This is a genomic window from Enterococcus sp. AAFC-DPL-5182, from assembly GCF_058216605.1.
On sequence record NZ_CM177101.1, the window covers coordinates 3,166,865 to 3,193,601 of the forward strand.

Below are 26,737 nucleotides of genomic sequence, written 5' to 3' on the forward strand. Positions count from 1 at the left end.
TTTTTTGGTCAAGCACTTGTTATTCCTTCAAAAAAAAATTATAGTGAATAAGAAGTAGCAAGTTCGTAAAATGAAATGGGGGAAAAAAATGAATAAAGAGCACTTTTTAATTGAACTAAAGATCTATTTAAAACCTTTGACTGCTCAACAACAAGCTTTTATCTTGAACAAATATGAAACAATTTTTGAGGAACGCTCAACTGCTGGTGAAACAGAAGAAGAAATTGCCAAGAGCTTAGGTAAACCACGAGGAATCGCTGAGGAAATCTTACAAGAGTTTGACATCACTGTTCCTGAAAAAAAACTTGAACGAGATGGCTGGCAAGAATTTCAACCAGTTGCAAATGATGACTACTACTATGAAGAAATACCAGAACATCCTTATGAAGATGCCTATCGTTCCTATGAACGTCCGCGTCACAGTGGCTTTACGCGTTTTTTCCAAGTTGCCGGCGTTCTTTCCTTTAATTTTCTTTTGATGTTTTGGCTTATTTTTGCTTTTACGATGGTTTTATTTTCTTGTTGGTTAGTAGCTATTGTTTTCTTATTTTCACCTATTTTAGGAGGTATTTCGGTCTTTTCAGGCTTTAATGACGGTACGATGTTCCAACTGTTTGTCAGTGTTTTTCTTTCGGGTTCTGGAATCATCGGCTTATTGATTCTAACGCCATTAACAAAATTTTTCGGAAAAGCATTGAGACGTTATCTACAATGGAATATCCGAGTTTTAAGAGGAGAGATTTAATATGAAAAAGACAACTGCTTTTTTTCTGTCCATTGGTATTTTAGCGATGATCATTGGTGGAATTGGCAGTGCCGTTTACTTTAGACGCGCTGAAACCACAATGACAGATACAAAAAATCAAACATATGAAATAAAAAATAAACAAAGTACAAAAGAAATACATCTTGACCTTTCTGGAAATGCCGATTTTTATATTCTAACTGAAAATTCAACTAAGGTTGTAATGGATACGCGAAGCTCTATGCCTGTTTCACTTAAAAGTTCCTTAGACGTTAAGGAAAAAAATAATGCACTCGTTATTTCAGCACGTAGTGATAAGAACAGACAAGAAATGAATGGATTGAAATTTGATCTCTTCGATCGAGGGTCTGCTGTAACCTTAACCATTCCTGAAAATACTGAACGTTTAGTTATAGATGGACAAACAAACGGGGATATCAACCTCTCAAATGTTAAAACAAAGGATCTAGCCATTAAGCTCAGTAATAGTGATATCAACGTTAGTGCTATCAATTCTGAGAATTTAACAATCGAAGCGACAAGTGGCGATCTTCGTATTAATAGTGATGTTCGTACTAATGAAGCAACATTCAAAACAACAAATGGTGAGATTCAAATCAACGATTTCACCGCTTCAAACTGGTCTGCAACTAGCACATCCGGCGATATTTACTTGAATACTGTCAAAGGGACTGCCAAAATAGAAACAAGCAACGGTGAAATTCAGGCAACTAATCTTAAAGGTGAGACCGAAGTCAGAAGTACTAATGGCGACTTTTCACTATATGGAACAGAAATTCCCAAGAAATTACTAGTTGAAACACAATTAGGAAGCATTCAACTTTATACAGAAGAAATTTTATATGATGTGACGATCAAAACCAAAACCAAGCTAGGTGATAGTACGATTTTTGGTAAGGAACGGACCTCCTACAAACGAGGAAAAGGAACAAAATCGTTCGACTTACGAAGCAATTCTGGGGACATTTCTGTTGAAGGCCCCTCAGACTATGATGATGGGGAAGAGGATTAATTCCCTTTTGATTTCAAAGCCTATACTGAAACTTTCAAAGTTTTTGTATAGGCTTTTTAATTGATTCTCAGATGTGTTCTTATTTATTTGATGTTATAATAAACTCTATCTAGTTTGGAAAGGATCTTTTATGAAAAATAAATTATATTATCAATTTGCGGGCAGTTGCTTCTTGGTTGTCTTTATGTTTTTGGGATATGTGGTGCGCTTTTATCCAGGCTGGTTAGAAAGCTTTGACCAAACGATCACAACCATCGTAAGAATCCCCTATCCTTCGGCAAATCAATTTTTTATTTGGTACACAAAATTTGCCGATCCATTGACTGTCGGGATCATTACTTTAGCCACCGCTTTTGTATTATTTAGAGGAAAATATTATACTGAAACACTTTGGCTTTTGATCAATACTGGATTGATCGCTGGTATCGCAAACCCTTTGATCAAGTTAGTCTTCATGCGACCACGCCCAACTTTAAATCATTTAGTAACGGAACATAGTTACAGCTTCCCTAGCGGACATTCTACTGGAAGCGTACTTTTGTATGGAACGATTATTTTATTGTTGCCGCAATTTATTAAACAGAAAAAGCTTTGTTTAAGTTTACAAATCCTCTTAGGTCTAGGTATTTTCCTAATTGGTATCAGCCGAATCTATGCTGGTGTTCATTTCCCTAGTGATGTTGTTGGCGGTTTTTGTTTTGGTTTAGCATGGTTGTTGATGACCTATCCGATTTATTTAGAAAAACGCTTTGTTTGGCGCTTTAAAAGTAAACAATTATAGAAAGAAGATAAAAAGATGTCTAAATTTTTATATACTGAAGACCCTAATAAACGCTATCATACTTGGAACTATGCCTTACGTCAGCAGTTCGGCGGGAAAATTTTCAAAGTGCCTTTAGACGGAGGATTTGATTGTCCTAATCGTGATGGAACAGTAGCAAAAGGTGGTTGTACTTTTTGCAGCGTTTCAGGATCAGGCGATATGATTGTGGCGCCAAAAGATCCCTTACCGATTCAATTTCAAAAAGAAGTACAGATGATGCATAAAAAATGGCCCCAAGTTGACCAATATATTGTCTATTTTCAAAATTTCACCAATACACATGCACCCGCAGAAGTAATTCGCCATCGTTTTGAACAGGTGCTCAATGAAAAAGGTGTCGTGGGTATTTCGATTGGAACCCGGCCTGATTGTCTTCCAGATGATGTTGTCGAATATTTAGCCGAACTAAATCAACGATACTACTTATGGGTGGAACTAGGCTTACAGACGACTTACGAAGACACTAGCAATACAATCAATAGAGCACATGATTATCAGACTTATTTGGACGGCGTAGCAAAATTACGTAAGCATAATATTCGCGTCTGTACTCATCTAATCAATGGTTTACCTGGTGAAAGTCTCGATATGATGAGAGAAAATGTTCGCCGAACGATCCTTGATTCAGATATTCAGGGTATTAAATTACATCTATTACATTTAATGACGAATACACGGATGCTAAGAGATTATCATGAAGGGCGCCTGCAATTGATGACACGAGAAAATTACGTCTCTGTTATTTGCGATCAATTGGAAATGATCCCGCCAGAAATCGTCATTCATCGTTTAACTGGTGATGCTCCGACTGATACTTTAGTTGGTCCTATGTGGAGCCTAAAAAAATGGGAAGTCTTAAATGCGATTGATGATGAAATGAAGCGTCGTAATAGTGTTCAAGGAATCTATAATGTACGAAATACCAAGGAGGTTCTTATCTGATGTTACAAACTGCACTACATTTTAGTCATACTCTTTTAAAAGAAGTGATTCAAGCTGGTGATACAGTTGTTGATGCTACGATGGGTAACGGTAATGATACAGCTTTTCTCGCAGAACTCGTTGGGTCAAATGGCTTACTCTATGCATTTGATGTTCAGGAACAGGCTTTGCTAAATACTAAAAAAAGGCTTGATGAATTAGGACTAAGAGAGCAAGTTCGCTTATTACAACAAGGTCATGAAACAATTGAAACAGTTATTGCTAAAGAAGAATCACTAAGTGCGGCTATTTTCAATCTAGGATACCTACCTAAAAGCGACAAGCAGATCATCACCAAACCAGATACAACAAAAATGGCTTTGGATGCTCTATTGATTAGATTAAAACCAAAAGGACGGATTATTTTAGTTGTTTATTATGGGCATACTGGCGGTGAAGTAGAATTAGCGCTAGTACAAGAATTTTCTCAACAGTTACCCCAAGAAGAATATAGTGTTTTAACTTATCAGTTTATTAATCAGAAAAACAATCCACCGATTTTATTTTGTATTGAGAAAAAGAACTCTTAATAGGTGATAGCTCTTGGTACTATAATAAAAATCCCCTGAAACTACTATTAGTTTCAGGGGATTTTTTTAAATCAATCTTGCCACTTTAAAGGTATATTGAAGGAGATGCTATAATTATATTCTCCAACACTTGTATTTTTGTTAGCATTAATTCTAACTGTCACCGATGAACTTTCCAAATTGACATCAGGTATTGTGATGATCTCATTTTTATATGATGGTGCTAACTCTCCTTGCTCATCAGAAGCTTCTACTTCAATTAGTGCCCCTTCGAATTGCCTAGATAATTTAACGGGATTCACTATGTTCACTTTTCTTCCAGATTTTGAAATAATCTGTGGAATATCCGTTCTATATTCATCACCCATAACTGAAATCAACGTCACATTGTCTAACTCATTAAACGGCGTCAGATCAAATGTATTGAAATTTGCCGCATGAAAGCCTTGCAAGTTCTTTAAGTTTTTAACAAAGGAAAGAGATGTTTCATTTATTCCTTCTAGATTTGCACTAGGCTGATATAAGTTAATCCATTCTAATGAAGTCATACCGCCTATTGGTCTGTAATCCATAACATTCGTTAATTGAACAGCTTGCAACTCTTTCACATTTTTTAAGTATTCCATTCCTTCAAGTGAGCGAATTTGCTCGCCATGCACATTAACATATGAGTTTACTTTTTCCAACTGCGAAATTGTAGGAAGCTCATTTTCAACAACTAGATTTTCTTCACTAGCTTCTATCGCTTTTATCAATGTTTCTCTCACTATAGGATCTGGTATATACGCACTTTCTTCATTCGCATTACCATTAGTAGTATAAAATAAACCTCCTAAGACCATCCCAACAATTGTCAATACGCTAAAAATTTTAACCCACTTTTTCATCTTACCATCCCCTTCTTTAACATATAATCATTATATCTTATTCAAAAAATAATAACAATATGTTATAAATAAAATATTTTTAAAATATAAAACAAATATACCCTGAATTCTATCTCTTTATTGAGCAATCTGATATGTTAGTTTGTATGACAAAAAAAATGACTTGATCCTCCTGTAATAAAAGAATCAAGTCATTTTTGGACAATCTTGTATTAGTAAAGAAAACTAGTTTGTTTTATTTTAGCTCTTTTACTCAAATACAAATTGATTATGGTAAAGTTCTGAATAAAATCCTTCTTGTTTCAACAATTCATGGTGACTACCTTCTTCGATCACTTCACCATTTCTTAAAACAACGATACGGTCTGCATTCAAAATTGTTTTCAATCGGTGTGCAATAACAAAGCTAGTTCTTCCTTTGATTGCTTCATCCATTGCTTTTTGGATTTTCGCCTCTGTTACAGTATCTACGTTACTAGTTGCTTCATCCAGAATCAATAATGATGGATTAGTGATGATCGTTCGAGCAATACTGATCAATTGTTTTTGTCCTGTACTGAAGATGTTATTTTCCTCAGAGATTTCAGTATGATAACCCTTTTCTTGTTCCATGATGAATTCGTGAATATTCGCTTGTTTAGCAGCTTCAATGATTTCTTCCTCAGTCGCTTCGGGTTTACCAAAAGCAATATTAGCACGAATCGTTCCAGAGAATAAAACCGAATCTTGTAAAACGATACCGACGTGGTTTCGTAAGCTACTTAATTCAATTTCCCGAATATCCATTCCATCAAATCTCACTGAGCCACTATTTACATCATAAAAACGATTCAATAGATTCATAATAGTTGTTTTACCTGAGCCTGTTGGCCCAACTAAAGCAACCATTTCACCCTTGCTTACATTAATTGAAACATCTTTTAAAATCGGTACTTCTGGGTCATAACCAAAATCAACATTGTTCAAGGAAACGGACTCATTGATACCCTCAATTTGTTTCCCATCTTTTGGATTGACTTCATCTGGCTCATCAAACATTTCATTCAAGCGACGAGCTCCTGTGATCGCTAACTGAATCATACTGTACCCAGAAGAAATCTGCATCAATGGTTGGTAATATTGTTGAGAGTATTGAACAAATGTTACAACTAAGCCTAAAGCCACTGTTTTTTCCAAGCTGCCATTCAATGCCAACCAACCACCAAAGAAAATCACGATAGCTGTATTTACCAGAGCCATTCCTTGCATCATTGGAAATAGTAGACCAGAATAAACTTGTCCTTTAAATGTCGCTTTACGCACAGTTTCGTTATGTTCCAAGAAACCATCGATTGTTTCTTCTTGCAGACCATTTGTGATGATCACACGTTGTCCACTGATTTTTTCATCCATATATCCATTTAATTTTCCAACTTCATCTTGTTGGATATCGACATATTTACGAGCTTTGCTAATAACAACTACTGCAATCAAAATAGCTACTGGGGTAGAGGCAATCGTTGCCCAAGCTAACTGGACATTTTGACGGAACATCATGATCAAAATTCCAACAAACAACGCAATATTTGTCATCACTTGCAATAATGCCTGATTTAAACTGTTTTGAATATTATCCAAATCACTAGTGAAACGGCTTAAAATCTCACCATCTTGATGAGAGTCAAAGAAACGAATCGTTAGTTTTTCTAATTTATTAAATAAGCCGATACGCATCCGATTCGTTGATTTACCAACTACTTGTGTAAATAAGATACTGTAGATAAAGTTAGCAGCACTAGTCAACACATAAAAAATCAGTAGCTTCCAGATAATATCCATAAACTTACTCTTATCATCTGTTCCTTGCATCAAAGCGCCCACATAATTGGCCAATTCTTGGATGGCCTCACCAACAAATTGTGGTGCTTTAACTTGTAAATACGTTGCAATGACGATCGTCACAAAGATAAACAAGAAGGAAAGTTTGTAACGCTTTAAATAATGAAAAAAGAATTTACTTGCTCTTACTAAATCAGTCATTATTATCATCCTTTCCTTTTTGTGTTTCGTAGATTTCTTGATAGATTGGACTTGTTTTCACCAATTCTTCGTGAGTGCCTTCGCCCACTAATTGACCTTTGTCTAAAACTAAAATACGGTCAGCGTGAACAACAGAAGAGATTTTTTGTGCAATCACGATCGTTGTTGTTTCTTTAAGATCGTTGTCTAAGGCTTCTCTAACTAAACGTTCTGAGCGAGCGTCAAGAGCACTAGTACTATCATCCAAGATCAAAATCTTAGGATCGCCAATCACACCTCGTGAAATAGATAGACGCTGCTTTTGCCCACCTGAAAAATTATTGCTTCGTTCAGCCACTGGCGCTTCATATCGCAATGCTAATTTCTCGATAAATTCTTTTGCCTGAGCGATTTCAGTCGCATGAACCATATCAGCTTCATCGGCATTTTTTTTACCTTGACGTAAATTTTGTGAAATCGTACCTGAGAAGAGAATCGCTTTTTGTAAAACAAATGAAACTGCTTGACGTAAGCTATGTTCATTCACGTTTTTCAAGTCTACTCCGCCGACTTCCACGGTTCCTTCAGAAGGATCAAATAAACGAGGAATCAATTGTGCCAATGTTGACTTACCAGCACCTGTGGCACCAACGACTCCAATCATTTCACCCGGTTTGATAGAAAATGAAATATCTTTCAACGTATCAGTTTCATCCCCTGGATATCGGAAACTAACATGATCAAATACAACACTACCATCTAAGTTTTGTTCCGGCACGTCTTTATAAGTGAGTGCTGGAACAGTATCCATCACTTCTTTGATACGTTTAATCGAAACTGCAGCACGCGAAGTCATCATCATCATCATTCCGCCGATAATGATTGCCATCATGATTTGCATCAAATAGCTCATAAATGACGCAATACTACCAATAACAGTCGGATCATCTTTCACTAAATTACTAACAAGAAAAATCGAACCTACAACCGCTAGATTAGCTGCCAACATAAATGAAGGGATCATCACAGAAAAAAGTGTTCCCACAATCAAGTTATGTTTTGTCAGTTCTTCACTAACTTTTGTGAAACGAGTTAATTCATTTTTCTCTTGAACAAATGATTTAACTACGCGAATCCCTAACAGGTTTTCTTTTGCCAAGCCGTTTACTTTATCGATCAACTTTTGAATGATCATAAAATGTTTACCCATTTGAGAAAACGATAATGCCGTGATAATAAAGACAGCGACAACTAATAGAACGATCACCCACCACAATTGCGGCAAGGTCATCATTGCTAAGATAAAGCTACCAATAAATAGAATCGGAATCCTAAATAACGACTGTAATGCGATCATGATCACATTTTGGATTTGAGTGACATCATTCGTCAAACGAACTACTAAATTCCCAGCTGAAAATTCTTCAATATTTCCAAATGAAAAGGTTTGAATTTTACGAAATGTTGTTTCGCGAATATCCGCACTGACACCTTGTGCGACTTTTGCAGAATAAATCGTATTGAATACCCCTGCAATCAAGCCTAGACCAGCGATGCCGATCAGATATAATCCAAGTTCTTTCATTTGACTCTTATCATCTTTAATAATTGCTTCTAAAACTTTTTGTAATAGTTTAGGCTGCCATAAAGCCGACATGACCATGACAACAACACTAATCAATGCTATGGTAACTTCCAACTTGTACTTTTTGACATGTTCCATAATAATACTCATGTAATCCCAACTTTCTTTGTAAAACTAGCCTTACTTGATTCATTGTGCAACTTTCAACGATCATTTAGTGTTATGATGTGATAATAGCTAGGTGAATGAGGTACGTTCTCCTTCATTGACTTCACAAACTTAACACTGTAAAATTAGGCTGCATAACAATTTACCATTTTTAGAAACGAAATTCAAGGAGTTAGCTTCTATTTTTTATATAAAAGGATGAGAAATTTGGAAGAAAAATTATCAAAAGAAAAAATCGTTCAGGCTGCATTTCAATTATTAAGAGAAAACCCTGAACTAGAAAAATTATCCATGCGTAAAGTCGCTCAAAAACTTAACATCCAAGCCCCAGCAATTTATTGGCATGTAGAAAATAAACAGGCATTACTTCAAAGTATGGCCGAAGAGATAGAAAATCATTTTGTAGCTCCTAAACCTAAAGAAAACTGGAAAGAAACAATCTATGCTTATATGGAAAATTATTATGAACTATACCAGCAATACCCTTGCGCTATCGAAATCGAAATTCAAACGATTCCTTCTTATCCATCGCGACTAAGAAATCTTGATGCGATCCTGGGGATTCTGAATGAGGCTGGATTTTCGATAGAATTAAGTTATATGACAATCACTTCTTTACAACACTTGCTGTTCGGCATGCTGATGGACTCTTCGGAAGAAAAGAAATTATATAATAAAGTCATGGCTGGTGATGACTACTTGAAAAAGCAAATTATTTTGATGAAGCAATATGTTCAAGAACATGAGCTGAAAAATATTAGCGAAAGTATTCAATATCGGCAAAAAGAAAAACAAAAAGATTTTTTTATGAAAACATTACGCGTCTTTTTAAATGGCTTGGATACGTTTGTCTAATAGTAAATACGAAAAAAAGCGTAGACATTTTTTTGTCTGCGCTTTTAATTTTTATTTCTCTAACGGCAACCATTCTAATACTCGTTGAATCCAGGCATCCCAAAAGACCCAATCATGATTGCCAGGTCCTGTTTCAAATCTATGTTCTATATTATGTGAGGTCAATGCATTAGACATTCTTTTATTTCCATGTAAAAGTAAGTCCTCTTCCCCACAGCAAAGAAATATATTTGGTGCATGTTCCCCGCTTGAAACAAGCTGCTCAAGTAAAAACATTGGGTCATTGATCGATCCTTGGACATTTTCTAGAGGACCAAAAATTCCTTCCCAAAACTTTCTTCCTTTAATTGCTAATAAATCTTCTATTCTGTCAGCAAGATTCACGGCACCAGATAAGGATGCCACGGCTCCATAGTTGTCTGGTTTAGCTAATCCAAGTTTTAAAGCCCCATATCCCCCCATTGAAAGTCCTACCGCAAATGTTTTTTCTCTTTTTGTTGTCAATTGTGGAAATAACTCATGACATATATTTGGTAATTCCTCAGAAATAAATGTCCAGTAGTTCATTTCATAGGTCGTATCCGTATACCACCCAAGATCTGTAGATGGCATGATCACAGCTAAGCCTAAATCTGAGACATAACGTTCTATCGATGTTCGTCGTTCCCATACACTATGATTTCCACCCATTCCGTGAAGTAAGTACATAACAGGGACATCTGTTTCGTTTCCTTTTGTTGCTGTACCGATTTTTTTCTCTGTTTTTTGAGGCAAAATTACGTTCACTGATACTTCCATTTCTAATACATTTGAATAAATACTCGCTTGCAAAAAAGCCATACAACATCCCTCTTTTTCTGTTTTCTATTATTGTAGCACTAAAATGATTATTTTTTGACTAAATATATAAAACAAAAAAACTCGTTCTTCTTAGAAGAACGAGCAGAGGAGGAGTTAAAAATGAAAAAAACATTACTTAAGTTGTTTGCTTTTGGTATATCCATATCATACAAAGTAAATATGAACTTTTTATGTCAAATGTTCGTATTCTATTGTCATTTTTTATAAAGAAATAACGACTCCTCTAGTTCGTAAGTTTCTTTTTAACACTTATATTTAAAATAATCGCAAGTATGATCAAGCCAATTCCAACTAGATACACATTATGAAGTCCAGCATACAACATACCGCGTAATGGTTTTAATAAATCTGCCGGAATCGTGTTAGCTGTATGTGGGTTAACAAGCTGATTCATCACATCTGAGTCAACTTTCAATGTACTTTTCGCTAATTCTGAAGTTGTTACAGCATTGATGATGACACCAAAAATCGACACCATCAAGGTTTGACCAATCGTTCTAGCTAATGTATTGAATGACGTTGCAACTCCCATCTCAGATGGATCTACACTGCTTTGAGCAGTCACAGTTGTGGTTGTGATTGTAATCCCAAAACCAACTCCTAAAACAGACGAAATGGCGAAGAACCAAACAAATGAAATCGTTGCTGGAACTAACACTAAGAAAATACCACCCAATAGCGTAATGCTTAAACCAATCGTCAGTACTTTTTTCGTTGAGTGCTTTTCCATTAGGTTACTGGCAACAAAGGAGCCAACCATCCATAAAATCGACATTGGCGCTAAAACAAGTCCACCGATTCCTGCACTTTTTCCTAACACACCTTGCATCCACATTGGGATATACACTTCTACCCCCATCAAAAATCCACTGATCAAAGCCGCTACAATATTAACAATCACAAAAGTAGAGTTTTTAAACAGCATCAAATCAATCACTGGATCTTTTGCTCTTTTTTCCACAAAAATAAAGCCAATGAAAAATAAAACAGATGCTCCCAAGCATAGGAATACTTTTAAATCAAAACCGCCATCACCAATTAATTGAAAACCTAATAGTAGCGTTAATAAAACAAACATCAGCTGAACACTACCTAAGATATCCATTGGTACTTTAGATTTCTCTCTTTTTGGCTCCACTAAAAAGTAAGCAATCAAGCCCATCAATACAAGTCCGATTGGTACGTTAATGAAGAAAATCCAATGCCAACCAACAGTATCTACAATAAATCCACCTGCAAGCGGACCAAAAATACTGGCAATTCCCCATGCGGCACTGTTCAGACCTAACATTTTTGCACGTTTATCTATTGAATAAATATCTGCTAAAATCGTCAAAGCAACTGGCATGATCGCCCCTGCTCCAATTCCTTGAATTGCTCTGGCAATAATCAAGGTGATCATATTTTGAGCTAAGCCGCAAAGTGACGAACCGATAATAAAAATAATAATTCCAATCATGAATATCGGCTTACGTCCGATTTTGTCTGCTAATTTACCATAAATTGGTGTTAACATCGCATTTGTTAATAAATAAATAGAAAATACCCAGTTCATGATTTCCATACCGTGTAATGATCCTACGATTGTCGGCATCGCTGTTGAAACGATCGTCCCTTCAATTGCTGTCATAAATGTTGCAACGAAAACGCTGATTGTTACAAGTTTGACATTTGTTTTTCTTTCCATGTATCTCCATCCTTTTGATATTTTTTTAGTTTAATAAAGTTACTTATAAATTCATTTACAGAGTTTTGTTGGTACTGTTGCGAGCTTTTATATTACTATCAGATTTTTTAGGTTTGCTGTAATCTAGTCATGACTAATTTTGTTGATTGTTGACTTTTATTTGTTGTTTGGTTTATGGCATTTGGTATTTTCAAGCATTTTGGTTGCTAACTTCTATTTGTTACTTGGGATTACAGCGTTTGGTGCTTTCAAGCACTTTGGTTGCTAACTTCTATTTGTTACTTGGGATTACAGCGTTTGGTGCTTTCAAGCACTTTGGTTGCTAACTTCTATTTGTTACTTGGGATTACAGCGTTTGGTGCTTTCAAGCACTTTGGTTGCTAACTTCTATTTGTTACTTGGGATTACAGCGTTTGGTGTTTCACTAGTAAGGTAACTTCTCTCCCTTTGGTCGCCAAGTACTGTTCAACATCTGCTCTGCGCAGCAGTCGCAGTGTTTCACAGCAAAACGGCGCCACTAATTTTCATTAGTAGCGCCGCCTCGTTTACTCCATCAAGCTTTTCTTGATTGCATCGACTTTATCTGTCTGCTCCCAAGGTAGTTCAATGTCTGTACGACCAAAATGACCATATGCTGCCGTCTGTTTGTAAATTGGACGACGTAAGTCAAGCATTTCTATAATTCCTGCTGGACGCAGGTCAAAGTTTTCCCGAACAGCTGCAATCAATTTGCTTTCAGATACTTCGCTTGTTCCAAAAGTATTGATCGAAATCGATACAGGTTGTGCTACACCAATTGCATAAGCTAGTTGAACTTCAACTTTTTCAGCTAAGCCAGCTGCAACGATGTTTTTTGCAATATACCGTGCTGCGTAACTTGCAGAACGATCGACTTTTGTAGCATCTTTTCCAGAAAAGGCACCGCCACCGTGACGAGCATAACCGCCATAGGTATCGACGATGATTTTTCGTCCGGTCAAACCTGCATCGCCTTGCGGTCCGCCAATAACAAATCGACCTGTCGGATTTATAAAGTATTTTGTTTCTTCATCTAATAATTCGGCTGGGATCACTTCATCAATGACGAGGGCTTTCACGTCTTTTTGAATTTGTTCCAGCGTTGCTTCTTCATCATGTTGTGTGCTGATTACAACGGTGTCTACACGCTGTGGTTTACCATTTTCATCATATTCTACAGTCACTTGAGATTTTGCATCTGGACGTAAATAAGGAAGCTTTTCCTCTTTTCTCAGTTGCGTCAAACGACGAACAAGTTTATGACTTAAAGAGATCGGTAACGGCATTAATTCTGGTGTTTCATCAACTGCAAAACCAAACATCAAGCCTTGGTCTCCAGCACCAATGTCATCTTTCGTATCTTTTTCACCACGTGTTTCTAGTGCATCGTCCACACCTTGTGCAATATCTGGTGATTGCTCATCAATTGCCACAAGAACTGCGACAGTATCGCCATCAAATCCATATTTAGCTCGTGTATAGCCAATATCTTTCAATGTTTGTCGAACAACTTTTTGGATATCTACATAAGCTGTGGTAGAAATCTCTCCAAAAACTAAAACCAAACCTGTTGTTACACTTGTTTCACAAGCCACACGGGCTAGTGGATCTTGTTCCAAAATCGCATCTAGTATTGCGTCACTCACTTGATCGGCAACTTTGTCTGGATGTCCTTCAGAAACAGATTCTGATGTAAATAAATATCTCTCTGTCATAATGTATTCCCCCTAGTTATATTCGGTTACAAGGCATCTTTGTATAAAATGCAACTCCATTCGCTTCCAATTCAAAAAGAATCGTTCTGCGAAAAAACTACAATTTTACAACAAATCCTTTCGGGAACTTGTAACGCTTATTAGTATAACAGATTTATCAATAAAAAACTTACTTTTTATTCTTTTCAAGTAAAACTCTTCGTATTTTGGTTACTGGTACAAAAACGATTAATTTATAAAATAAAAACACCTATCAATCTAAAAAAATAAGGTGTTTTCTATTATACTATTAAAATTTCTGTAATTTATGTAACGGTAAAATTCTCATTTCTACTGTACCGATCATTTCTTTTTCATCTACCAACTGATAGTAACGGCTATCCGTTGCATAAGGTCTATTATCTCCTAAAACCAGGTATTTATCTTTAGGTATCCTAGACTCACCTGTTAATGATTTTAGCGTAAAATCATCTGTAAACATCATACCATCTTTTTCAAATTGATTTTTATACTCTGCAATAAAACGTTCTTCTTTTTCCTCTTCATTGATAAACAATTGACCGTTCTTATAGTACAGACTTTCTCCCGGACGACCGATGATTCTTCGAATTGATTTATCTTTAGAATTAGGAACACGAATATAAACAAGATCAAACCGTTTGATTTTTGCTAATTTATTGACAACGACAACGTCATTATCTTCAAGTGTATCGCTCATAGAATAGCCTTCTACCCTTGCAAAAGAAAATGTAAAAAGGGAAAGAATATAAACAACGCCAAAAGTCACAAACAAAGTCAATGCTATTTCTAAAAAAAGAACATTCAATTTCTTTAATCTTCTTTTTTTCTTATTTATTTTCTTTCGCTTTTTAAGCACTTTAGTTGTTTTCATAGGTGGTTTTTTCTTTATTGTCTTTTGTTGCCTATTTGAGGTCGGCCTTTGATTCGGTTGTTTCTTTTTTCTTTTTTTATGCGTTGCTTTTTCCATAAAATCACCGAGTTATTTTTTATTTACCAACGCTTTTTCATTGATTTTGAAGTAGCTGACAACCGCTGCTTGGTTTTTCTTAATTGTTGCGAGATCTGCTTCAAATTCATTTAAAAGAGCATCATCTTTGAAAAATCCATCTGTTTGTGAGGAGACGTTGATCCCTAGTTCCTTCATTGATTTATAGTATTTATTCAATACTTTTTGCCCTTGTTCTGTATTTCTTATCGTTGCTTTATAAATACCATAGCTTGATAGTTGCCCTGCGAGTAACTTAATATTTTTCCCTGCTTTTACGTCATTCTCGGTTGTTTTAGCTTCTTTTAATTCATTCTCAAAATTTTCCACGAGATAATAGCCTTGAATAACAGCCTTCGAATCTTTCTGGCTCAAATGCATGGATTGGTAATACAAAGAATAACCTGCAGTTATACTTGACACTACAACGAGAAGACTTAAAACGATTCCCCATGTCCGCTGCTTTTTGCTTTTATTCCTGAGATCTCTGATTTTTCGTCTTTTTTGTTTCTGTTTTTTCTTTTTGACTTTCGTTCTTTTTACTTTTTCTAAAGCTCTCTTCGTTTTAAACATCAGATAAAAGGAGATCCCTGCAAACAATATTCCTATGCTTGCCAAGGACAAAGAAACAATAAAAAACCAATCTAATATCGTCATTTCTTTACCTCCATAATTTTTTTGTTTGAAAGAGCTCTCTCAGTCTAAACTGAAAAATAGAATCTGCTTCGTCAGCCACTATTTCTTAGGTCTCTTTTTTCTTGCTTGCTTTTTCTTCGCTTGCTTTTTCTTATTGATTGTTCTAATTACAAGAAAAACGATGATCGCTAATACAAGTACACCACCCACGATTCCTGCAATCAATTGCCAGTTGAATGTTTGAACATCTTCTAAACCAGCATCTTGATTATTGAATTTATCTGCTTCTTCATCGGTAACCTTAAACTTTTCATCCCATTCCCATTTCTTATCACCAGAGGTTACTAAAATTTTAGCTCGGTAATCTCCCGGAACCATTCGGTCACCTTCCATACTAACTGGAAAATCAATCAATGAATTTGGCGCCATTCTCATGCCAGAACGTTTTGTTTCATATAGAACTTCATCACTGCCGTCTTTCATGATCTGAACTTGTGTAGACATATTTTCGAGATAAGCTGGTTCGATATTTGAGAAGTTGATAAAAAATGTATTTCTAAAATTATTCAATTCTGCATATACTTTATTTAACTCAAGATTAGCTTGAACTTCTTTGTCAGTTTCTGAAAGAATCATCCCAATAACATAAGCGTATTTGTTGATAACACCTGTTTTCTTTGGTTTTGATTTTTCATCTTTTTCGATTTTTTGAAGTTGGATCCCACCTGAGATTACACCATCAAATGATGCTTCGGGCATTGTTATTTCTATGTCGACATCCTGTTCACCGTTTGCAGGTATTTTAACTGTTTCTGGTGCTTTAACGATATTCTCAAAATCATATTTTAATGATTTATCTTTCTTGATCGTGGTTGGCCCATATTCAATAACTCCATTAGCATTTGTTTTTGTCCCGTTCAGTTTGACTGAAACTTCTATTTCTTCTGAAGCTAGATTTTTGATTTTGATTTTAACGTTTTGTTGTTGTCCAGGAGTCATCTTTAAATCAAAATAGCCGACATCTTGACTTTTTTGGTTATCCGGCTTGATTGTTTCATATGTAAATCCAGTTGCGTTACCGCTACTGTTGTCTTGTGCAGATGTCTTTATAGGCATAAGCACAGCTAAAATTACTGTAACTACTAAATATAATAGATGCTTTTTCTTCATCGCTATCCCTCTCTTTAAAAAGGCTGAGACAGAAATTTTCTTTCTGTCTCGCCATTTATTTGAACATGACTACTTAAAGTATGCTCTATAATTAACTTATTATTGAGTTTAAATTATAATACTTCAGCGATTGTCCAAGTGATTTCAGCTGTGTATTCGTCAGCCAATAGAACGTTTGTGTTTGGTACAGTTAATTTAACAGATTCTGCAGTTGTATCAGCAGTTCCATCACCGTATTGACCAAACTCGATTGTGTATGTTCCGATACCTTTAGAAGCATCTTTGTTATCTAAAACAACTACTGATGAACCAGCACCTGTTCCAGCTGCATCCGCTGCTAATTGGAATCCTGCAACAGTAGTTGCTGGCCATTGAGCTGCTGGATCTGCAGATGTGATTGCTGCATTTGAGTAATCAATTGTAGCTGATTTCAAGAATGTTCCAGTATTTGCATTTGCTTCAAATTGTTTTGTTAATTGTGCACTTACTTGGTATTTATGGTTTGCAACACCACGTACATCTGTAAATTGTACGAAGTTTCCACGAGTAACATCGCCATCAGCTGTTGTTACTGGAATTGCTGCTGCAAAATATTCTGGGTTAGAAGCAAAAGCTTTCACTTTATCTTCACCAAAGTTTAATTCTGTTACAGCGTCAATACTGAATGAACCACGATCTGGGTTAACGATGATTGGTTCTTTTGGATCTACAACTGGTTTTTCTGGATCTTCTGGGTCTACAACGTCTTTAGGATCGTTGTCTTCTGTAAATTTGATTTTACCGTTTGTTGGTAATGATTTTGCTTCAGCATTAGCTGCAGCTGGTGCTGCTAGGCTTACTCCTAATAAAGTTAATAATGCTACTGAACATAATGTTTTTGTTTTCATGTGTGTTTCCTCCTAGTTTTTGTGTGTTTGTGTGTGTGTTTGTATTTCTATTTATGGCAACTCGGCTAATACCCAAGTTAACACCGTAGTATAAGGTACCGGATCAACAATAGTTGTTCCTGGTATCGATAGTGAAACAGCTTTATTCAAATAGATGGGTTTGTTATCAAATACTGGATCAAGAACTGCTTGCCCATTTTTATCAAGCCTTGGTTCCAACGTATTCTTTTGGTTGTTCTGATTTTCTACAGATGCCCCAAAAGAAATCGTCCATGTGCCCCCGCCTTGACCAGCATTAGCTTGCGCTAAGTTATAAGAAGCGCCAACGTTGTCTATATTGATGATTTCTTTTGATAGTTGAGGAGCATTGCTAAGATCTTTTGTTGAACTTACCCAAGATTTATCTAGCGATAACATGGCTCCTTTTATCTCACTGTGTTCAGTATCTTTGTTTGTAAATTGCATCTCTTGACGCAACTGTAAGGTCCAGCCTGTCGGTTTTTGTCTCAAGTCAGTCACTTGTACAAAATTCCCTCTAGGTTTAGTTGCACCAAAGAAATTTTGTGCATTTCCGTAATAAATTTCGTCTTTATCAGAAATTTTATTCTGGTAAAAATCCAGTTTTGGAACAAAGTCGATTCTTAAATCTCCCTTTAATTGGGGCGTTTCTCCAGGATCAACTATTTCTCCAGGTTTTTCTGGATCAACAATCTCTTGCGGGTATTCGCCTGAAAATTTGATTTTTCCAGGCCCGCTCAATGATTCTGATTCTGCGAATGCATTAGCGCTATTCAGAGCTAATGCAGAAATCACGGCAACAGGCATAACGAGAAATTTGATGTTCTGTTTTAATTTTCTCATGTGTTATCCCGCCCTTCTTTCTCTTTCTTACGCTTCCAGAAAAATAGTAGTAAGCCGATAATGATTAAGGCTGCCCCACTGAATATAAGACTCGTTTTTACCATTTCACCAGTACTTGGGTAGCGCCCAACTGGTTTTATAGTTGCTTCAGAACTAGTTGATGGCTGAGTACTTGATGAAGGTTCAGTAGTACTTGACGGCTCTGTTGAAGAACTCTCTTCGTAAAAGCTGATTACACCACTGGTCTGCACCTCTCCTCCATTATTAGCCGCAGCATTCAATGGATTACTGATTGCTAGCGTTAATACAAAAGCAAAGGAGAGTATTAAAAAGCTGATTATTTTTTTCATACGTAAGAATCTCCTTTACTTTTATGGAGTATCGCCCAATTCCCAAAGAATTTCTCCCTGATAAGTACCTAGGGTCTTCACATCGGCAGCAGAAACCTCAAATTTAAATCCATCTCCAGATTCAGACCACGTATCACTAATATTGTAAGTAGCACCTTCAATGCCGCCGCCTACAACAGCATCTTGAACCATAATATCTTGAGCACCACCATTTAGTGTGATTTCTCGATTTTTATAGACATATTTTAGTGCTCCATCCAATGTATAGGTTGGAGTATCAGGTGTTGTACTTGTCATTGGTGTCGTCATTTTTGCTGTTAAAGACCAGCCTTTTTTATTAGCTCGGCTGTCTTTGACAATTAGGTCAGCGCCATGATGTTCGGCAGCATTTATACGAGTCTTTTTCCCTTGGTATTTTACATTGCCGAAATCAATTTCCGTCGGTGCAGATGCTAACTCTAAAACACCAAAGACTGCTCCACCTGGATTATCTACATCAAGCGATTCTGCTCCATAAGTCTCACGCTTTGCATTTGGATCAACAGCCCCTTCGACAAATGGTGTTTCTCTTGGCGATTCACCGATGGCTTTTGCTTTGTTTGTAATGATTGATCCTACAGCATTAGCAGCAACCGTTGTTTTAAACGTCACTTTGGCTGTTACACCAGTTGCTAAATCCCCTACATTAACTGTTAATAAACGAGAATCCGCATCATACGTATAGTCAGTCGGACTGATTGCCTCACGATCATTGATTTTGATCTCTGCTGTTTCTGGATCAAAGTCTAAACCTGCTGGAAGCGTATCTGTAATCACAACGTTTTCCCAATTAGTAGTATAAGTGGAAGGTTTATTATTTTTAGCTGTCAGTGTATAGGTCAAAGTATCTCCGACTTGCGTGGTTTGACCGCCTGAAGAAACAACTGTTTTTTCCATCAGCGGTTTGTCAGGCAAGACATCCTCCACGGTATACTTCGCAGCAGGTTTAAATGTTGCATCACGATACTTCAATTCTGTTGCTGGATTGATATTTCCATTAGTATTATTGGTTGACGGTACAGCAGGATCCAGAATCTCTGTAATTTTCCCAGCATTATCTTCTAAGAAAATTTGGACTGTTTCACCTGTATTTAAATATCTAGGTAAGTTATATGCCCATGTACCATCTTCATTGACTGTCCCTACAGTTGTTTGACGTGTGCCATTGAGATCAACGTAGATTTTTGCATTTGGTTCAGCATCTTTACCAATCAATTGCTTCATTCCATTGGTCACTTTCCCACCTGTAACAACTGCTGGTTCAGGTGGCGTGACATCAATTACTGTTGTTTGCGTCTTTTCCCCGATTCGGTAAGGAGTCAAAACATTATTGACAAATGATGCACGATAAGGTGTTCCAAACATATCTTGTTTGGCAAGTTGAAATCCTGGTATCACGTGATTGGCTTTTTTCCAATGTACATAGTTATCATCTGTACTTGTTCCTGTATAGGTATTTCCTAGAGTATCTGTGAAATCGACATACGCCTTACGTACGCTATCTGCATAGACTGGTTTTGTTTTAGCATTACCATCTTCATCAAACGGATCACTACCACCAACAGCCGTATACCCAATCAAAATGCGCGTGCGTTGATCAAAATCTGCATCTGTTACGGGTGTCCATGTTAATTCAGGCGTACTATTCATTCCTGAAATCCGTTTAAAATTCGGACGAATATATTGACTTTGAAGTGTTGGATCAGAACTCGTAACACCTCCATTAGCAGAAGCATTCGTTACTGTGAAATCTGCAACGTTTGAATAATCATACGTTGGAGAACCATCGATGGCGGCTTGATTGTTCCAAATTGATATATCAGAATTTTTTATAGTGAAACTATTTGTTCCTCTATTCGACGTAGTATCACCAAGAAAAGCATTTGATGTTGTTGTACTGTTATACGAATTCCGAATATCAAATGACTCCGGACTATCAAATATAAACTGGTTTCCTCCATTTGTTGAGTTATAGGCAACTACCCCGCCATTATTATTCCCAACAATAAAAACATTGGATTTCGGTTTAAACTCATATTTCGTATTTTTAGGGTTCGCTTGTGAACCTGCGTTAGTAGCATTTACTGCACCAGATTGAACGGTAGCACGGCTGCCCGCACGAGAAAGCAAATTGACTGTCGAACCTTCTTCGGCTATAAAACTAGCATCATCCACATTAAAGTATGCTGCAGATCCTGGCATGTTTGCATTATAAGTTGCATTTTTCCCAACCCTTAATTCATCAAAGAAATTATATACAGCCGGATAATTAGTTCCGTTAGCCGTGTAATTTAAATACACAAAACTACCTTCTCCAATATCAAACTTCCTTGTCCCAGTGGAATCAGTGTCACCATTTTTACCAGTGTTATCCATAAACCAAACTACGGAGTAATCATACTCAGCATTCGTACCTTTATAAAAAGTACTAGGTTCAAATGTCATTCCACCTGTATAGAAATTTTCTGCACCTGTTACAATAATATTGTATCCATACATACTGATCTCAGCACGAGGAGCACTGATTAAACGTCCACCAACACGTTGGTTGTCATTTTTTTTGCTAGTGTCATAAGGAGTGTAGATATTTCCAATTCTGTATCGCCATAACCTTCTATTTGAACCAGTTGAGCCGCCTGTTCCCCATTGACCTTTACCATTAACAAATGACCAAGCTGTTCCAAGGTTTCCCTCTAACGCTCCATAGCCAGTATTATTCGCAATTTGGATATCATGCATATGGAACACTGGTACATCTGAAAATGCTTTACCAAAGTTTGCCAAAGAACTTAAATCATCGACATTGATAGAACCGTTTCTCATCTCAAGTAGATGTCCTTGTCCATCTATTTCAATTGATTCTGCTCTAGAAATAGCAATCGCTGTAGCATAATAAATATCTGCATCAAGAATAATTTTTGAGACTTTATTATTCTCAAAAGCTGACCTAAACTCAGCCCAAGTTGATACATGGACCGCATTAGTATCCGGTCGGAAATTATATTGAGCGTTCCATGCCTGATTTTGCTGAGCATTCAAATCAGCATATTGTGTTTGATATTGTTCATTTGTCATGCTTCCAGTGATTTTATTCTCAATTTTTTTCTGAGCTGGCAGATAATTAGTCCCATCCATATACGCTTCCATTTGAGATATAGTAATCGTTTCTTGATTATGCAGATCTTCTTCGGTTTTCAACAAACTAAAGGAATCACTACTCCCTATCAAAGGTTCCTCAGCTGCTTTAATTTTGTTAGAGCTGTTAAATAAAATAACCACTAACACACTGAGTAGAAAAAGACCTAGTCCAATAAAATAAGACTTTTTTCCGATTTTCATATATTCTCAACTCCTCCCCAAAACAATTTTTTGTATGTCTGTCTTAAAAGAACATACAATCTATTTCTATTTTTCTTGCCAATTGTCTAAATTTTTGATACATTCACAATGCAGGGGAAAATTAGCGCTCATTTCTTTTTACTATTCCATGGAGAATGCCTGTTCTCTATATGGCTATTAGTAAACGAGCACTGATTTTCTCTATTTTGTTATGATCAACAATCGGCTTAAAAAAGAGAAAACATATTTTGTTTTCGTCACCGTCATCGTCTTTTTAGGGACGACCGCCATGACATACTTATGTATCTACTCAATTAGAAAAAAATTTATACCATTAACTTATAGCCCTTTGAGCGTACTGTTTTAATGTATTTAGGATGCGCAGCATCTTTTTCAATTTTTTGCCTTAAATGGAAAATCAAATTCGATACTCGGTACTGCTTATCATTCCCTTCATTCTCCCAGACATTTTTGTAAATCTCTTCATAAGAAACTGCTACACCTTGTTGTGTCTGTAAAAATTCAATAGTTTTAAATTCTAGTTTTGTCAAGCTGATCTCTTTCCCATTTAATAGGACACTAAAATTACAAGGACGTAATTGTATTCCCGAATCAGGTTTCGATTTTCCTCCACGTTCTTCAGTAATTGAATATGTCCGATTGTATCTGTTCAAAGCATTTATCATTAGTAATTTTGACTCTTCCGTTTCATGATCATTATCAAGTATTCCATCTGCACCAAGTTGTAAATAAACGATATGATTCATTTTATTAGCTCTCTCTGAAATCACCCAAATAAAGGTGTCATAATTTTTCTTCAACAGAATGATCAACTCACAAATCGAACTGATATTTTGCGAATGATGTTCCTTGATAACAATCCCTTCATATTGTTCTGTTGTTTCAATCGCTTCATTTTTATCGAGTACTGTTACCTTTAACTGCTCACTTTTTAATGACTCTATGTATTGTTGCTCCTCTGTGTTACCAAGTATGACAAATCCTATGTTGTACATGCGGTGTTCCCCTTTATAATTTTTGTTAGAAAATTGACCTTCTCTATTAAACTTTTGTATTTTAATTTTCATAAAAAATTGCAAACAGTTATAAATAAGATATAATTTTTATATATTTCAAAACTAAAATAAGTTTAATTCATTTCAATTGCTAAGTCTACACAAATTCAATCTTTTTTTTATCACTTTTTTGATATATAACTTAAATATTTGAGAATTATGTCAGAATTATATCGTTTATAACACTGATTTTAATTTTATTGAAAGTTAATCAGCTAAGTGAAAGTGTGATAGAATAAGTTAAAAGGAGTGCAAAAATGACTTTAAAAAAAACGATCGATGAGTTAATGAACATTTTTACTGAGGAAAAAAGATTTATTATTGATGGTTATTACAGAATTCGAACGATTGATGAACGGACAGTGGAGTTAGCTTATCTAATAGCTGGCCCTTGCGGAGATACAATTGCTCATCCTCAAATTACCGTTTCGCTGAATAAAACTAAGCTAATAGGAACAAAATTAATTGATATGTATTCTTCTCCACCATTGTTTTTAGATAGAGATACTCTAAATGCCCATGAAATCGATAGTGCATTAGATAACTTGATTGAAAAGTTCATACAAGCAGCAAAAAATACCAAGACTCAATAAGTAATTGTCTTGGTATTTTAGTTTTTTTATTTTAATTAAACAAAATGAATGAAATAAAAATCATATAATAGATATTGCCTTCTATAGTTCGTTTAACTAGTTTTTTTTGAAAAAGAAATTAAATATTATTTATCTCATGTCCTATTATGATAGTCTTCAATCACATTTTATGTACGCTATGTGCACTTTGAATACCACCACAAGCTTCTTTACAGGCTTGGTTGATCAATCTAAATGAACTTTCAGTACTATTTAACCCACGTTTGTATTTGATTTCATCAATTACTTCACATTTGTCGTTTAATGCTTCCAGCCAAAAGTAGATTCCTTCTTTATAGGTATCTAAGCCTTCTAACAAGATTTTTGTTGCTTCTTTTTCGCCATAAAATACTAAGTTTTTTCTAAAACTTGCTTCTTCCACAAAGAATCGATTAACATTAGTTCGGCAAAATGCATACGTATCTTTGCCCCTTCTGTTAATGGCTTGACTACAGCTGTTCTCTTGTACTTCCTTAGAAATGGCATTAAAAATCTCATTGTAGACTTCAACTCGTTGCATTACTGACAAAATCATATCTGTATAACTAAACATAATGCTCTCTCCTCCCATAACTAAGCAGCTAAAACCGCTGACTTATGTTTATTATAGTATCTCTCAATCTCTTATATCAAGTAATATGCTATTAAATTGAAATTTTTTTGTCATTTTTTTCATTCCTATGTCTATTTTTTTTCTACTTTTAAACAAAAAAAAAGCCCATCTCTCAGTGTTTGCAAGGGAATCAAGCTCTTTTTATTCATATATAATTATTTCTATAAAATTATTTTACCGATTTTTTTTATTATCCATTTTTTCTAAAATAAGAGGCTTTTCTGATTAGAACTAATAAAAAACCTGAATAAAGTGCTTAATTAGAATTATACACATTATTAATGTATAGATGAAATAATAACACTCACCAACAAGATTATAATAACTTTCTAAAAAAAGGGAAAATAGATTCTTTATTGTTTTTTATGAAGCATTTGAATGAAAAACAACGGATAAAATTTCCTAAGAAAATGATCCAGCTTATTTCTCAGAGTTAGACAGTTTGGAATGGTCTCTTTTTTTTAAATGAAAAATAGGATATGGTCTTCCTGCTTCATCAACTTCTGTTCTAGCCATTTCCTCAAACCCCATCGCTTGATAGAATGCTCTTGCAGACTGATTTTGTTCATTGACATCAACAAATTGAATAGCACTATCTTTAAGTAAAGTCCTTATTATCTGTTTACCATAGCCTTTGCCAATAAATATTGGATCCAGAAAAAGCATTTCTAATTTATCTCCATCTACGCCAGAAAAACCAATAATCTCACTGTCATCCGCCCAAACTCTTACATCTAGGTGCGGAAAATAGGTTGGTAGGTCTCTTTTGATCCTTTCAAAATCTTCTATTTGTAAAAAATCATGTGTTTTTTTTACAGATCGTGCCCAAATTTCTACGAGCTTATCGTACTCATTTTTGGTTGCCTGATGATCATTCATGTTATTCTCCTAAATCTTATTGTCGTTTTGTTTTTTATCATACCATATCTTTGCTTTTACATCGATTTCTTTGATAAAAGCATCTTTTCCATTACAATACGAATCAATATCATAAGGAAATTGATTCGCTAATTCTAGTTTTAATTGGCTGTACTCTATTACTTCTAGTGGATGGTCATTCATGAAATCTCTGAATATCAAATGACGTGAGATTTCTTTATTTCCTTCTTGAAATACATGAAGATGATGGCTTCTATTAGCTCCTCCTTTACTGAAAAAGCGCCGCTCTGGAATGCCATTTTCACCAAGACAATCGTAACCATTTTTTTGCATCACTTGATCAAATGCATCTACTTTTTGAAGCTCTTTGACAACCATTAAAATATCGATCACAGGTTTTGCTTTACTATTTCTAATTGCTGTACTACCAATGTGATTGACCGAGACTATTTGTTTCGTAAAAATTCTTTCTAAGAGCATTTTTTCTTGTTTAAATTTCTCCTTCCAATTTTTTTGAGCGGTTATCACTTCTACTTTCCTACTCATCTTCGTCCGCTCGCTTTCTTTCACTTAATTCATTGATTTGTTCCTGTAACTCACTTAGCAATTCAATTTGTAGATGCTGCATCTGTACTAAGTGCTGCCATTGACTATTGATCAGATAATCCATTTTTTCATGTAACAAGTTTACTTCTATTTCTGCTTTCAAATTTACTTTATAGTCATTGTTTGCCTGTTCCCGATCTCTGGCTTCTTGACGATTTTGGCTCATCATGATAACTGGTGCTTGAATTGCAGCTAAACAGGATAAGGCTAAATTTAATAAAATAAATGGATAACTATCAAATGGTTTTCCCAACAATTGAGTCGAATTAATAATGATCCAGATAACTAACACCGCAATAAATAAGAAAATAAATGGCCAACTTCCCCCAAATTTTGCTATACTATCAGCTGTTTTTTGCCCTAATGTCAAATTTTTCTCCACAGTCGTATTTAGATTATTGGAAATCGTCTCATTGTCTTTGATATTTTGAACGATTGTTTCATTCAGCTTCTCCATGGTCTGTGAATCACTTTTGATCATTGTCTTTATATAGTCTAAACGGTAATTTAAAAGCTCTGGGAAAAAAACTGCTGAATCCTCTGTTAAATCAGGACGTTGATTTAAAATAAATTGCCGAATTTCTTCTTCCACATTTTTTAACAGTATTTCGTTATTATCAACATGTTTATCATGTGCATGTTTAACCAATCGACTCCACTCCTCTTTCTTATTTGATATCAATAGATCTTTTTTATAATCTTATCATACAACGAGAAAGCAATTTCAGATATTAATATGACTAAAAAAGCCTTTCTT

The 26,737-nt window shown here is 35.5% G+C and carries 25 protein-coding genes and 1 riboswitch; of the genes, 7 read left to right on the forward strand and 18 right to left on the reverse strand.

Going from position 1 to position 26,737, the window contains the following annotated elements; translation table 11 throughout:
• Nucleotides 1–88 precede the first annotated feature (88 nt).
• The 5 genes from AC4BB7_RS14830 (at nucleotide 89) to mnmM (ending at nucleotide 4,112) form a co-directional block, all read left to right on the forward strand.
• A complete protein-coding gene (locus AC4BB7_RS14830; RefSeq protein ID WP_490483539.1) occupies nucleotides 89–745 on the forward strand; it encodes a DUF1700 domain-containing protein in 657 nt (218 codons plus the stop codon).
• Nucleotide 746: 1 nt separating this feature from the next.
• Complete coding sequence (locus AC4BB7_RS14835; protein WP_490483540.1) at nucleotides 747–1,778, forward strand: DUF4097 family beta strand repeat-containing protein; 1,032 nt, start codon at nucleotides 747–749, stop codon at nucleotides 1,776–1,778.
• 130 nt (nucleotides 1,779–1,908) lie between these two features.
• The gene (locus tag AC4BB7_RS14840; RefSeq protein WP_490483541.1) at nucleotides 1,909–2,559 is read left to right on the forward strand and encodes a phosphatase PAP2 family protein; all 651 of its coding nucleotides are present in this window, start codon (nucleotides 1,909–1,911) and stop codon (nucleotides 2,557–2,559) included.
• 15 nt (nucleotides 2,560–2,574) lie between these two features.
• Nucleotides 2,575–3,543, forward strand: a complete 969-nt coding sequence (gene mnmL / locus AC4BB7_RS14845; RefSeq protein WP_086314239.1) for a tRNA modification radical SAM protein MnmL/YtqA — start codon at nucleotides 2,575–2,577, stop codon at nucleotides 3,541–3,543.
• Nucleotides 3,543–4,112, forward strand: a complete 570-nt coding sequence (gene mnmM / locus AC4BB7_RS14850) for a tRNA 5-(aminomethyl)-2-thiouridylate-methyltransferase MnmM (RefSeq protein WP_490483542.1) — start codon at nucleotides 3,543–3,545, stop codon at nucleotides 4,110–4,112. Before mnmL ends, mnmM begins: the two co-directional genes overlap by 1 nt.
• A gap of 71 nt (nucleotides 4,113–4,183) precedes the next feature.
• Here mnmM and AC4BB7_RS14855 read toward each other — a convergent pair whose 3' ends face one another.
• The 3 genes from AC4BB7_RS14855 to AC4BB7_RS14865 form a co-directional block, all read right to left on the reverse strand.
• A complete protein-coding gene (locus tag AC4BB7_RS14855) occupies nucleotides 4,184–4,999 on the reverse strand; it encodes a hypothetical protein (protein WP_490483543.1) in 816 nt (271 codons plus the stop codon).
• 249 nt (nucleotides 5,000–5,248) lie between these two features.
• Nucleotides 5,249–7,018: an ABC transporter ATP-binding protein gene (locus AC4BB7_RS14860; protein ID WP_490483544.1), complete on the reverse strand. Its 1,770-nt coding sequence runs from the start codon at nucleotides 7,016–7,018 to the stop codon at nucleotides 5,249–5,251.
• Nucleotides 7,011–8,732 (reverse strand): ABC transporter ATP-binding protein, encoded by a 1,722-nt coding sequence (locus tag AC4BB7_RS14865; RefSeq protein WP_086315727.1) that lies wholly within the window; start codon nucleotides 8,730–8,732, stop codon nucleotides 7,011–7,013. Before AC4BB7_RS14865 ends, AC4BB7_RS14860 begins: the two co-directional genes overlap by 8 nt.
• A 225-nt stretch (nucleotides 8,733–8,957) precedes the next feature.
• Here AC4BB7_RS14865 and AC4BB7_RS14870 point away from each other — a divergent pair, with 225 nt between their 5' ends.
• The gene (locus AC4BB7_RS14870; protein WP_086315729.1) at nucleotides 8,958–9,605 is read left to right on the forward strand and encodes a TetR/AcrR family transcriptional regulator C-terminal domain-containing protein; all 648 of its coding nucleotides are present in this window, start codon (nucleotides 8,958–8,960) and stop codon (nucleotides 9,603–9,605) included.
• Nucleotides 9,606–9,656: 51 nt separating this feature from the next.
• On the opposite strand, the gene AC4BB7_RS14875 is transcribed toward AC4BB7_RS14870, so the two are convergent.
• From AC4BB7_RS14875 to AC4BB7_RS14925, 11 genes are all read right to left on the reverse strand, one after another.
• A complete protein-coding gene (locus AC4BB7_RS14875) occupies nucleotides 9,657–10,445 on the reverse strand; it encodes an alpha/beta hydrolase (RefSeq protein WP_086315726.1) in 789 nt (262 codons plus the stop codon).
• A 244-nt stretch (nucleotides 10,446–10,689) separates the two neighbouring features.
• Nucleotides 10,690–12,153 (reverse strand): MDR family MFS transporter, encoded by a 1,464-nt coding sequence (locus AC4BB7_RS14880; protein WP_490483545.1) that lies wholly within the window; start codon nucleotides 12,151–12,153, stop codon nucleotides 10,690–10,692.
• A gap of 545 nt (nucleotides 12,154–12,698) precedes the next feature.
• Complete coding sequence (gene metK, locus AC4BB7_RS14885; protein ID WP_086314242.1) at nucleotides 12,699–13,886, reverse strand: methionine adenosyltransferase; 1,188 nt, start codon at nucleotides 13,884–13,886, stop codon at nucleotides 12,699–12,701.
• A riboswitch (SMK box riboswitch) is annotated at nucleotides 13,884–14,025 on the reverse strand. (Overlaps the previous gene by 3 nt.)
• Before the next feature lie 150 nt (nucleotides 14,026–14,175).
• Complete coding sequence (gene lepB / locus AC4BB7_RS14890; RefSeq protein WP_490483546.1) at nucleotides 14,176–14,874, reverse strand: signal peptidase I; 699 nt, start codon at nucleotides 14,872–14,874, stop codon at nucleotides 14,176–14,178.
• Between the two features lie 12 nt (nucleotides 14,875–14,886).
• On the reverse strand, nucleotides 14,887–15,549 hold the full coding sequence (locus AC4BB7_RS14895; protein WP_086314243.1) for a hypothetical protein: 663 nt from the start codon (nucleotides 15,547–15,549) through the stop codon (nucleotides 14,887–14,889).
• Between the two features lie 78 nt (nucleotides 15,550–15,627).
• Nucleotides 15,628–16,698 (reverse strand): WxLIP family cell surface protein, encoded by a 1,071-nt coding sequence (locus tag AC4BB7_RS14900; protein ID WP_086314244.1) that lies wholly within the window; start codon nucleotides 16,696–16,698, stop codon nucleotides 15,628–15,630.
• Nucleotides 16,699–16,811: 113 nt separating this feature from the next.
• Nucleotides 16,812–17,585 carry a WxL domain-containing protein gene (locus AC4BB7_RS14905; protein ID WP_490483547.1) on the reverse strand — a complete coding sequence of 258 codons (774 nt, stop codon included), beginning with the start codon at nucleotides 17,583–17,585 and terminating at the stop codon, nucleotides 16,812–16,814.
• Nucleotides 17,586–17,636: 51 nt separating this feature from the next.
• Nucleotides 17,637–18,446, reverse strand: coding sequence for a WxL domain-containing protein (locus tag AC4BB7_RS14910; protein ID WP_086314246.1), 810 nt, complete (start codon nucleotides 18,444–18,446; stop codon nucleotides 17,637–17,639).
• Nucleotides 18,443–18,796: an LPXTG cell wall anchor domain-containing protein gene (locus AC4BB7_RS14915; protein WP_490483548.1), complete on the reverse strand. Its 354-nt coding sequence runs from the start codon at nucleotides 18,794–18,796 to the stop codon at nucleotides 18,443–18,445. The genes AC4BB7_RS14910 and AC4BB7_RS14915 overlap by 4 nt, the downstream gene beginning before the upstream one ends.
• A gap of 21 nt (nucleotides 18,797–18,817) precedes the next feature.
• Nucleotides 18,818–22,174, reverse strand: a complete 3,357-nt coding sequence (locus tag AC4BB7_RS14920) for an isopeptide-forming domain-containing fimbrial protein (protein ID WP_490483549.1) — start codon at nucleotides 22,172–22,174, stop codon at nucleotides 18,818–18,820.
• A gap of 326 nt (nucleotides 22,175–22,500) precedes the next feature.
• On the reverse strand, nucleotides 22,501–23,190 hold the full coding sequence (locus tag AC4BB7_RS14925) for a winged helix family transcriptional regulator (protein ID WP_490483550.1): 690 nt from the start codon (nucleotides 23,188–23,190) through the stop codon (nucleotides 22,501–22,503).
• A gap of 317 nt (nucleotides 23,191–23,507) precedes the next feature.
• Here AC4BB7_RS14925 and AC4BB7_RS14930 point away from each other — a divergent pair, with 317 nt between their 5' ends.
• Nucleotides 23,508–23,843: a hypothetical protein gene (locus AC4BB7_RS14930; protein ID WP_490483551.1), complete on the forward strand. Its 336-nt coding sequence runs from the start codon at nucleotides 23,508–23,510 to the stop codon at nucleotides 23,841–23,843.
• 160 nt (nucleotides 23,844–24,003) lie between these two features.
• Here the strand turns inward: AC4BB7_RS14930 and AC4BB7_RS14935 are convergent, their stop codons facing one another.
• The 4 genes from AC4BB7_RS14935 to AC4BB7_RS14950 all read right to left on the reverse strand — a co-directional run bounded on the left by AC4BB7_RS14935 (nucleotide 24,004) and on the right by AC4BB7_RS14950 (nucleotide 26,629).
• Entirely contained in the window at nucleotides 24,004–24,435 is a 432-nt protein-coding gene (locus AC4BB7_RS14935; RefSeq protein ID WP_086314251.1) for a hypothetical protein, read from the reverse strand.
• Nucleotides 24,436–24,915: 480 nt separating this feature from the next.
• On the reverse strand, nucleotides 24,916–25,374 hold the full coding sequence (locus AC4BB7_RS14940; RefSeq protein WP_490483552.1) for a GNAT family N-acetyltransferase: 459 nt from the start codon (nucleotides 25,372–25,374) through the stop codon (nucleotides 24,916–24,918).
• A gap of 9 nt (nucleotides 25,375–25,383) precedes the next feature.
• Complete coding sequence (locus tag AC4BB7_RS14945; RefSeq protein ID WP_086314253.1) at nucleotides 25,384–25,920, reverse strand: GrpB family protein; 537 nt, start codon at nucleotides 25,918–25,920, stop codon at nucleotides 25,384–25,386.
• Nucleotides 25,913–26,629, reverse strand: coding sequence for a DUF1003 domain-containing protein (locus AC4BB7_RS14950; RefSeq protein WP_086314254.1), 717 nt, complete (start codon nucleotides 26,627–26,629; stop codon nucleotides 25,913–25,915). The genes AC4BB7_RS14945 and AC4BB7_RS14950 overlap by 8 nt, the downstream gene beginning before the upstream one ends.
• Nucleotides 26,630–26,737 lie beyond the last annotated feature (108 nt).

Bases quoted from the DNA above. Each gene is read 5' to 3' on its own strand.
- AC4BB7_RS14900 (WP_086314244.1), bottom strand. From the start codon at position 16,698: ATGAAGAAAAAGCATCTATTATATTTAGTAGTTACAGTAATTTTAGCT.
- AC4BB7_RS14855 (WP_490483543.1), bottom strand. From the start codon at position 4,999: ATGAAAAAGTGGGTTAAAATTTTTAGCGTATTGACAATTGTTGGGATG.
- AC4BB7_RS14945 (WP_086314253.1), bottom strand. From the start codon at position 25,920: ATGAGTAGGAAAGTAGAAGTGATAACCGCTCAAAAAAATTGGAAGGAG.
- AC4BB7_RS14935 (WP_086314251.1), bottom strand. From the start codon at position 24,435: ATGTTTAGTTATACAGATATGATTTTGTCAGTAATGCAACGAGTTGAA.
- mnmL (WP_086314239.1), top strand. From the start codon at position 2,575: ATGTCTAAATTTTTATATACTGAAGACCCTAATAAACGCTATCATACT.
- AC4BB7_RS14895 (WP_086314243.1), bottom strand. From the start codon at position 15,549: ATGACGATATTAGATTGGTTTTTTATTGTTTCTTTGTCCTTGGCAAGC.
- metK (WP_086314242.1), bottom strand. From the start codon at position 13,886: ATGACAGAGAGATATTTATTTACATCAGAATCTGTTTCTGAAGGACAT.
- AC4BB7_RS14930 (WP_490483551.1), top strand. From the start codon at position 23,508: ATGACTTTAAAAAAAACGATCGATGAGTTAATGAACATTTTTACTGAG.
- AC4BB7_RS14910 (WP_086314246.1), bottom strand. From the start codon at position 18,446: ATGAGAAAATTAAAACAGAACATCAAATTTCTCGTTATGCCTGTTGCC.
- AC4BB7_RS14880 (WP_490483545.1), bottom strand. From the start codon at position 12,153: ATGGAAAGAAAAACAAATGTCAAACTTGTAACAATCAGCGTTTTCGTT.
- AC4BB7_RS14915 (WP_490483548.1), bottom strand. From the start codon at position 18,796: ATGAAAAAAATAATCAGCTTTTTAATACTCTCCTTTGCTTTTGTATTA.
- AC4BB7_RS14905 (WP_490483547.1), bottom strand. From the start codon at position 17,585: ATGAAAACAAAAACATTATGTTCAGTAGCATTATTAACTTTATTAGGA.
- lepB (WP_490483546.1), bottom strand. From the start codon at position 14,874: ATGGAAAAAGCAACGCATAAAAAAAGAAAAAAGAAACAACCGAATCAA.
- AC4BB7_RS14860 (WP_490483544.1), bottom strand. From the start codon at position 7,018: ATGACTGATTTAGTAAGAGCAAGTAAATTCTTTTTTCATTATTTAAAG.
- mnmM (WP_490483542.1), top strand. From the start codon at position 3,543: ATGTTACAAACTGCACTACATTTTAGTCATACTCTTTTAAAAGAAGTG.
- AC4BB7_RS14830 (WP_490483539.1), top strand. From the start codon at position 89: ATGAATAAAGAGCACTTTTTAATTGAACTAAAGATCTATTTAAAACCT.
- AC4BB7_RS14875 (WP_086315726.1), bottom strand. From the start codon at position 10,445: ATGGCTTTTTTGCAAGCGAGTATTTATTCAAATGTATTAGAAATGGAA.
- AC4BB7_RS14925 (WP_490483550.1), bottom strand. From the start codon at position 23,190: ATGTACAACATAGGATTTGTCATACTTGGTAACACAGAGGAGCAACAA.
- AC4BB7_RS14835 (WP_490483540.1), top strand. From the start codon at position 747: ATGAAAAAGACAACTGCTTTTTTTCTGTCCATTGGTATTTTAGCGATG.
- AC4BB7_RS14920 (WP_490483549.1), bottom strand. From the start codon at position 22,174: ATGAAAATCGGAAAAAAGTCTTATTTTATTGGACTAGGTCTTTTTCTA.
- AC4BB7_RS14840 (WP_490483541.1), top strand. From the start codon at position 1,909: ATGAAAAATAAATTATATTATCAATTTGCGGGCAGTTGCTTCTTGGTT.
- AC4BB7_RS14940 (WP_490483552.1), bottom strand. From the start codon at position 25,374: ATGAATGATCATCAGGCAACCAAAAATGAGTACGATAAGCTCGTAGAA.
- AC4BB7_RS14865 (WP_086315727.1), bottom strand. From the start codon at position 8,732: ATGAGTATTATTATGGAACATGTCAAAAAGTACAAGTTGGAAGTTACC.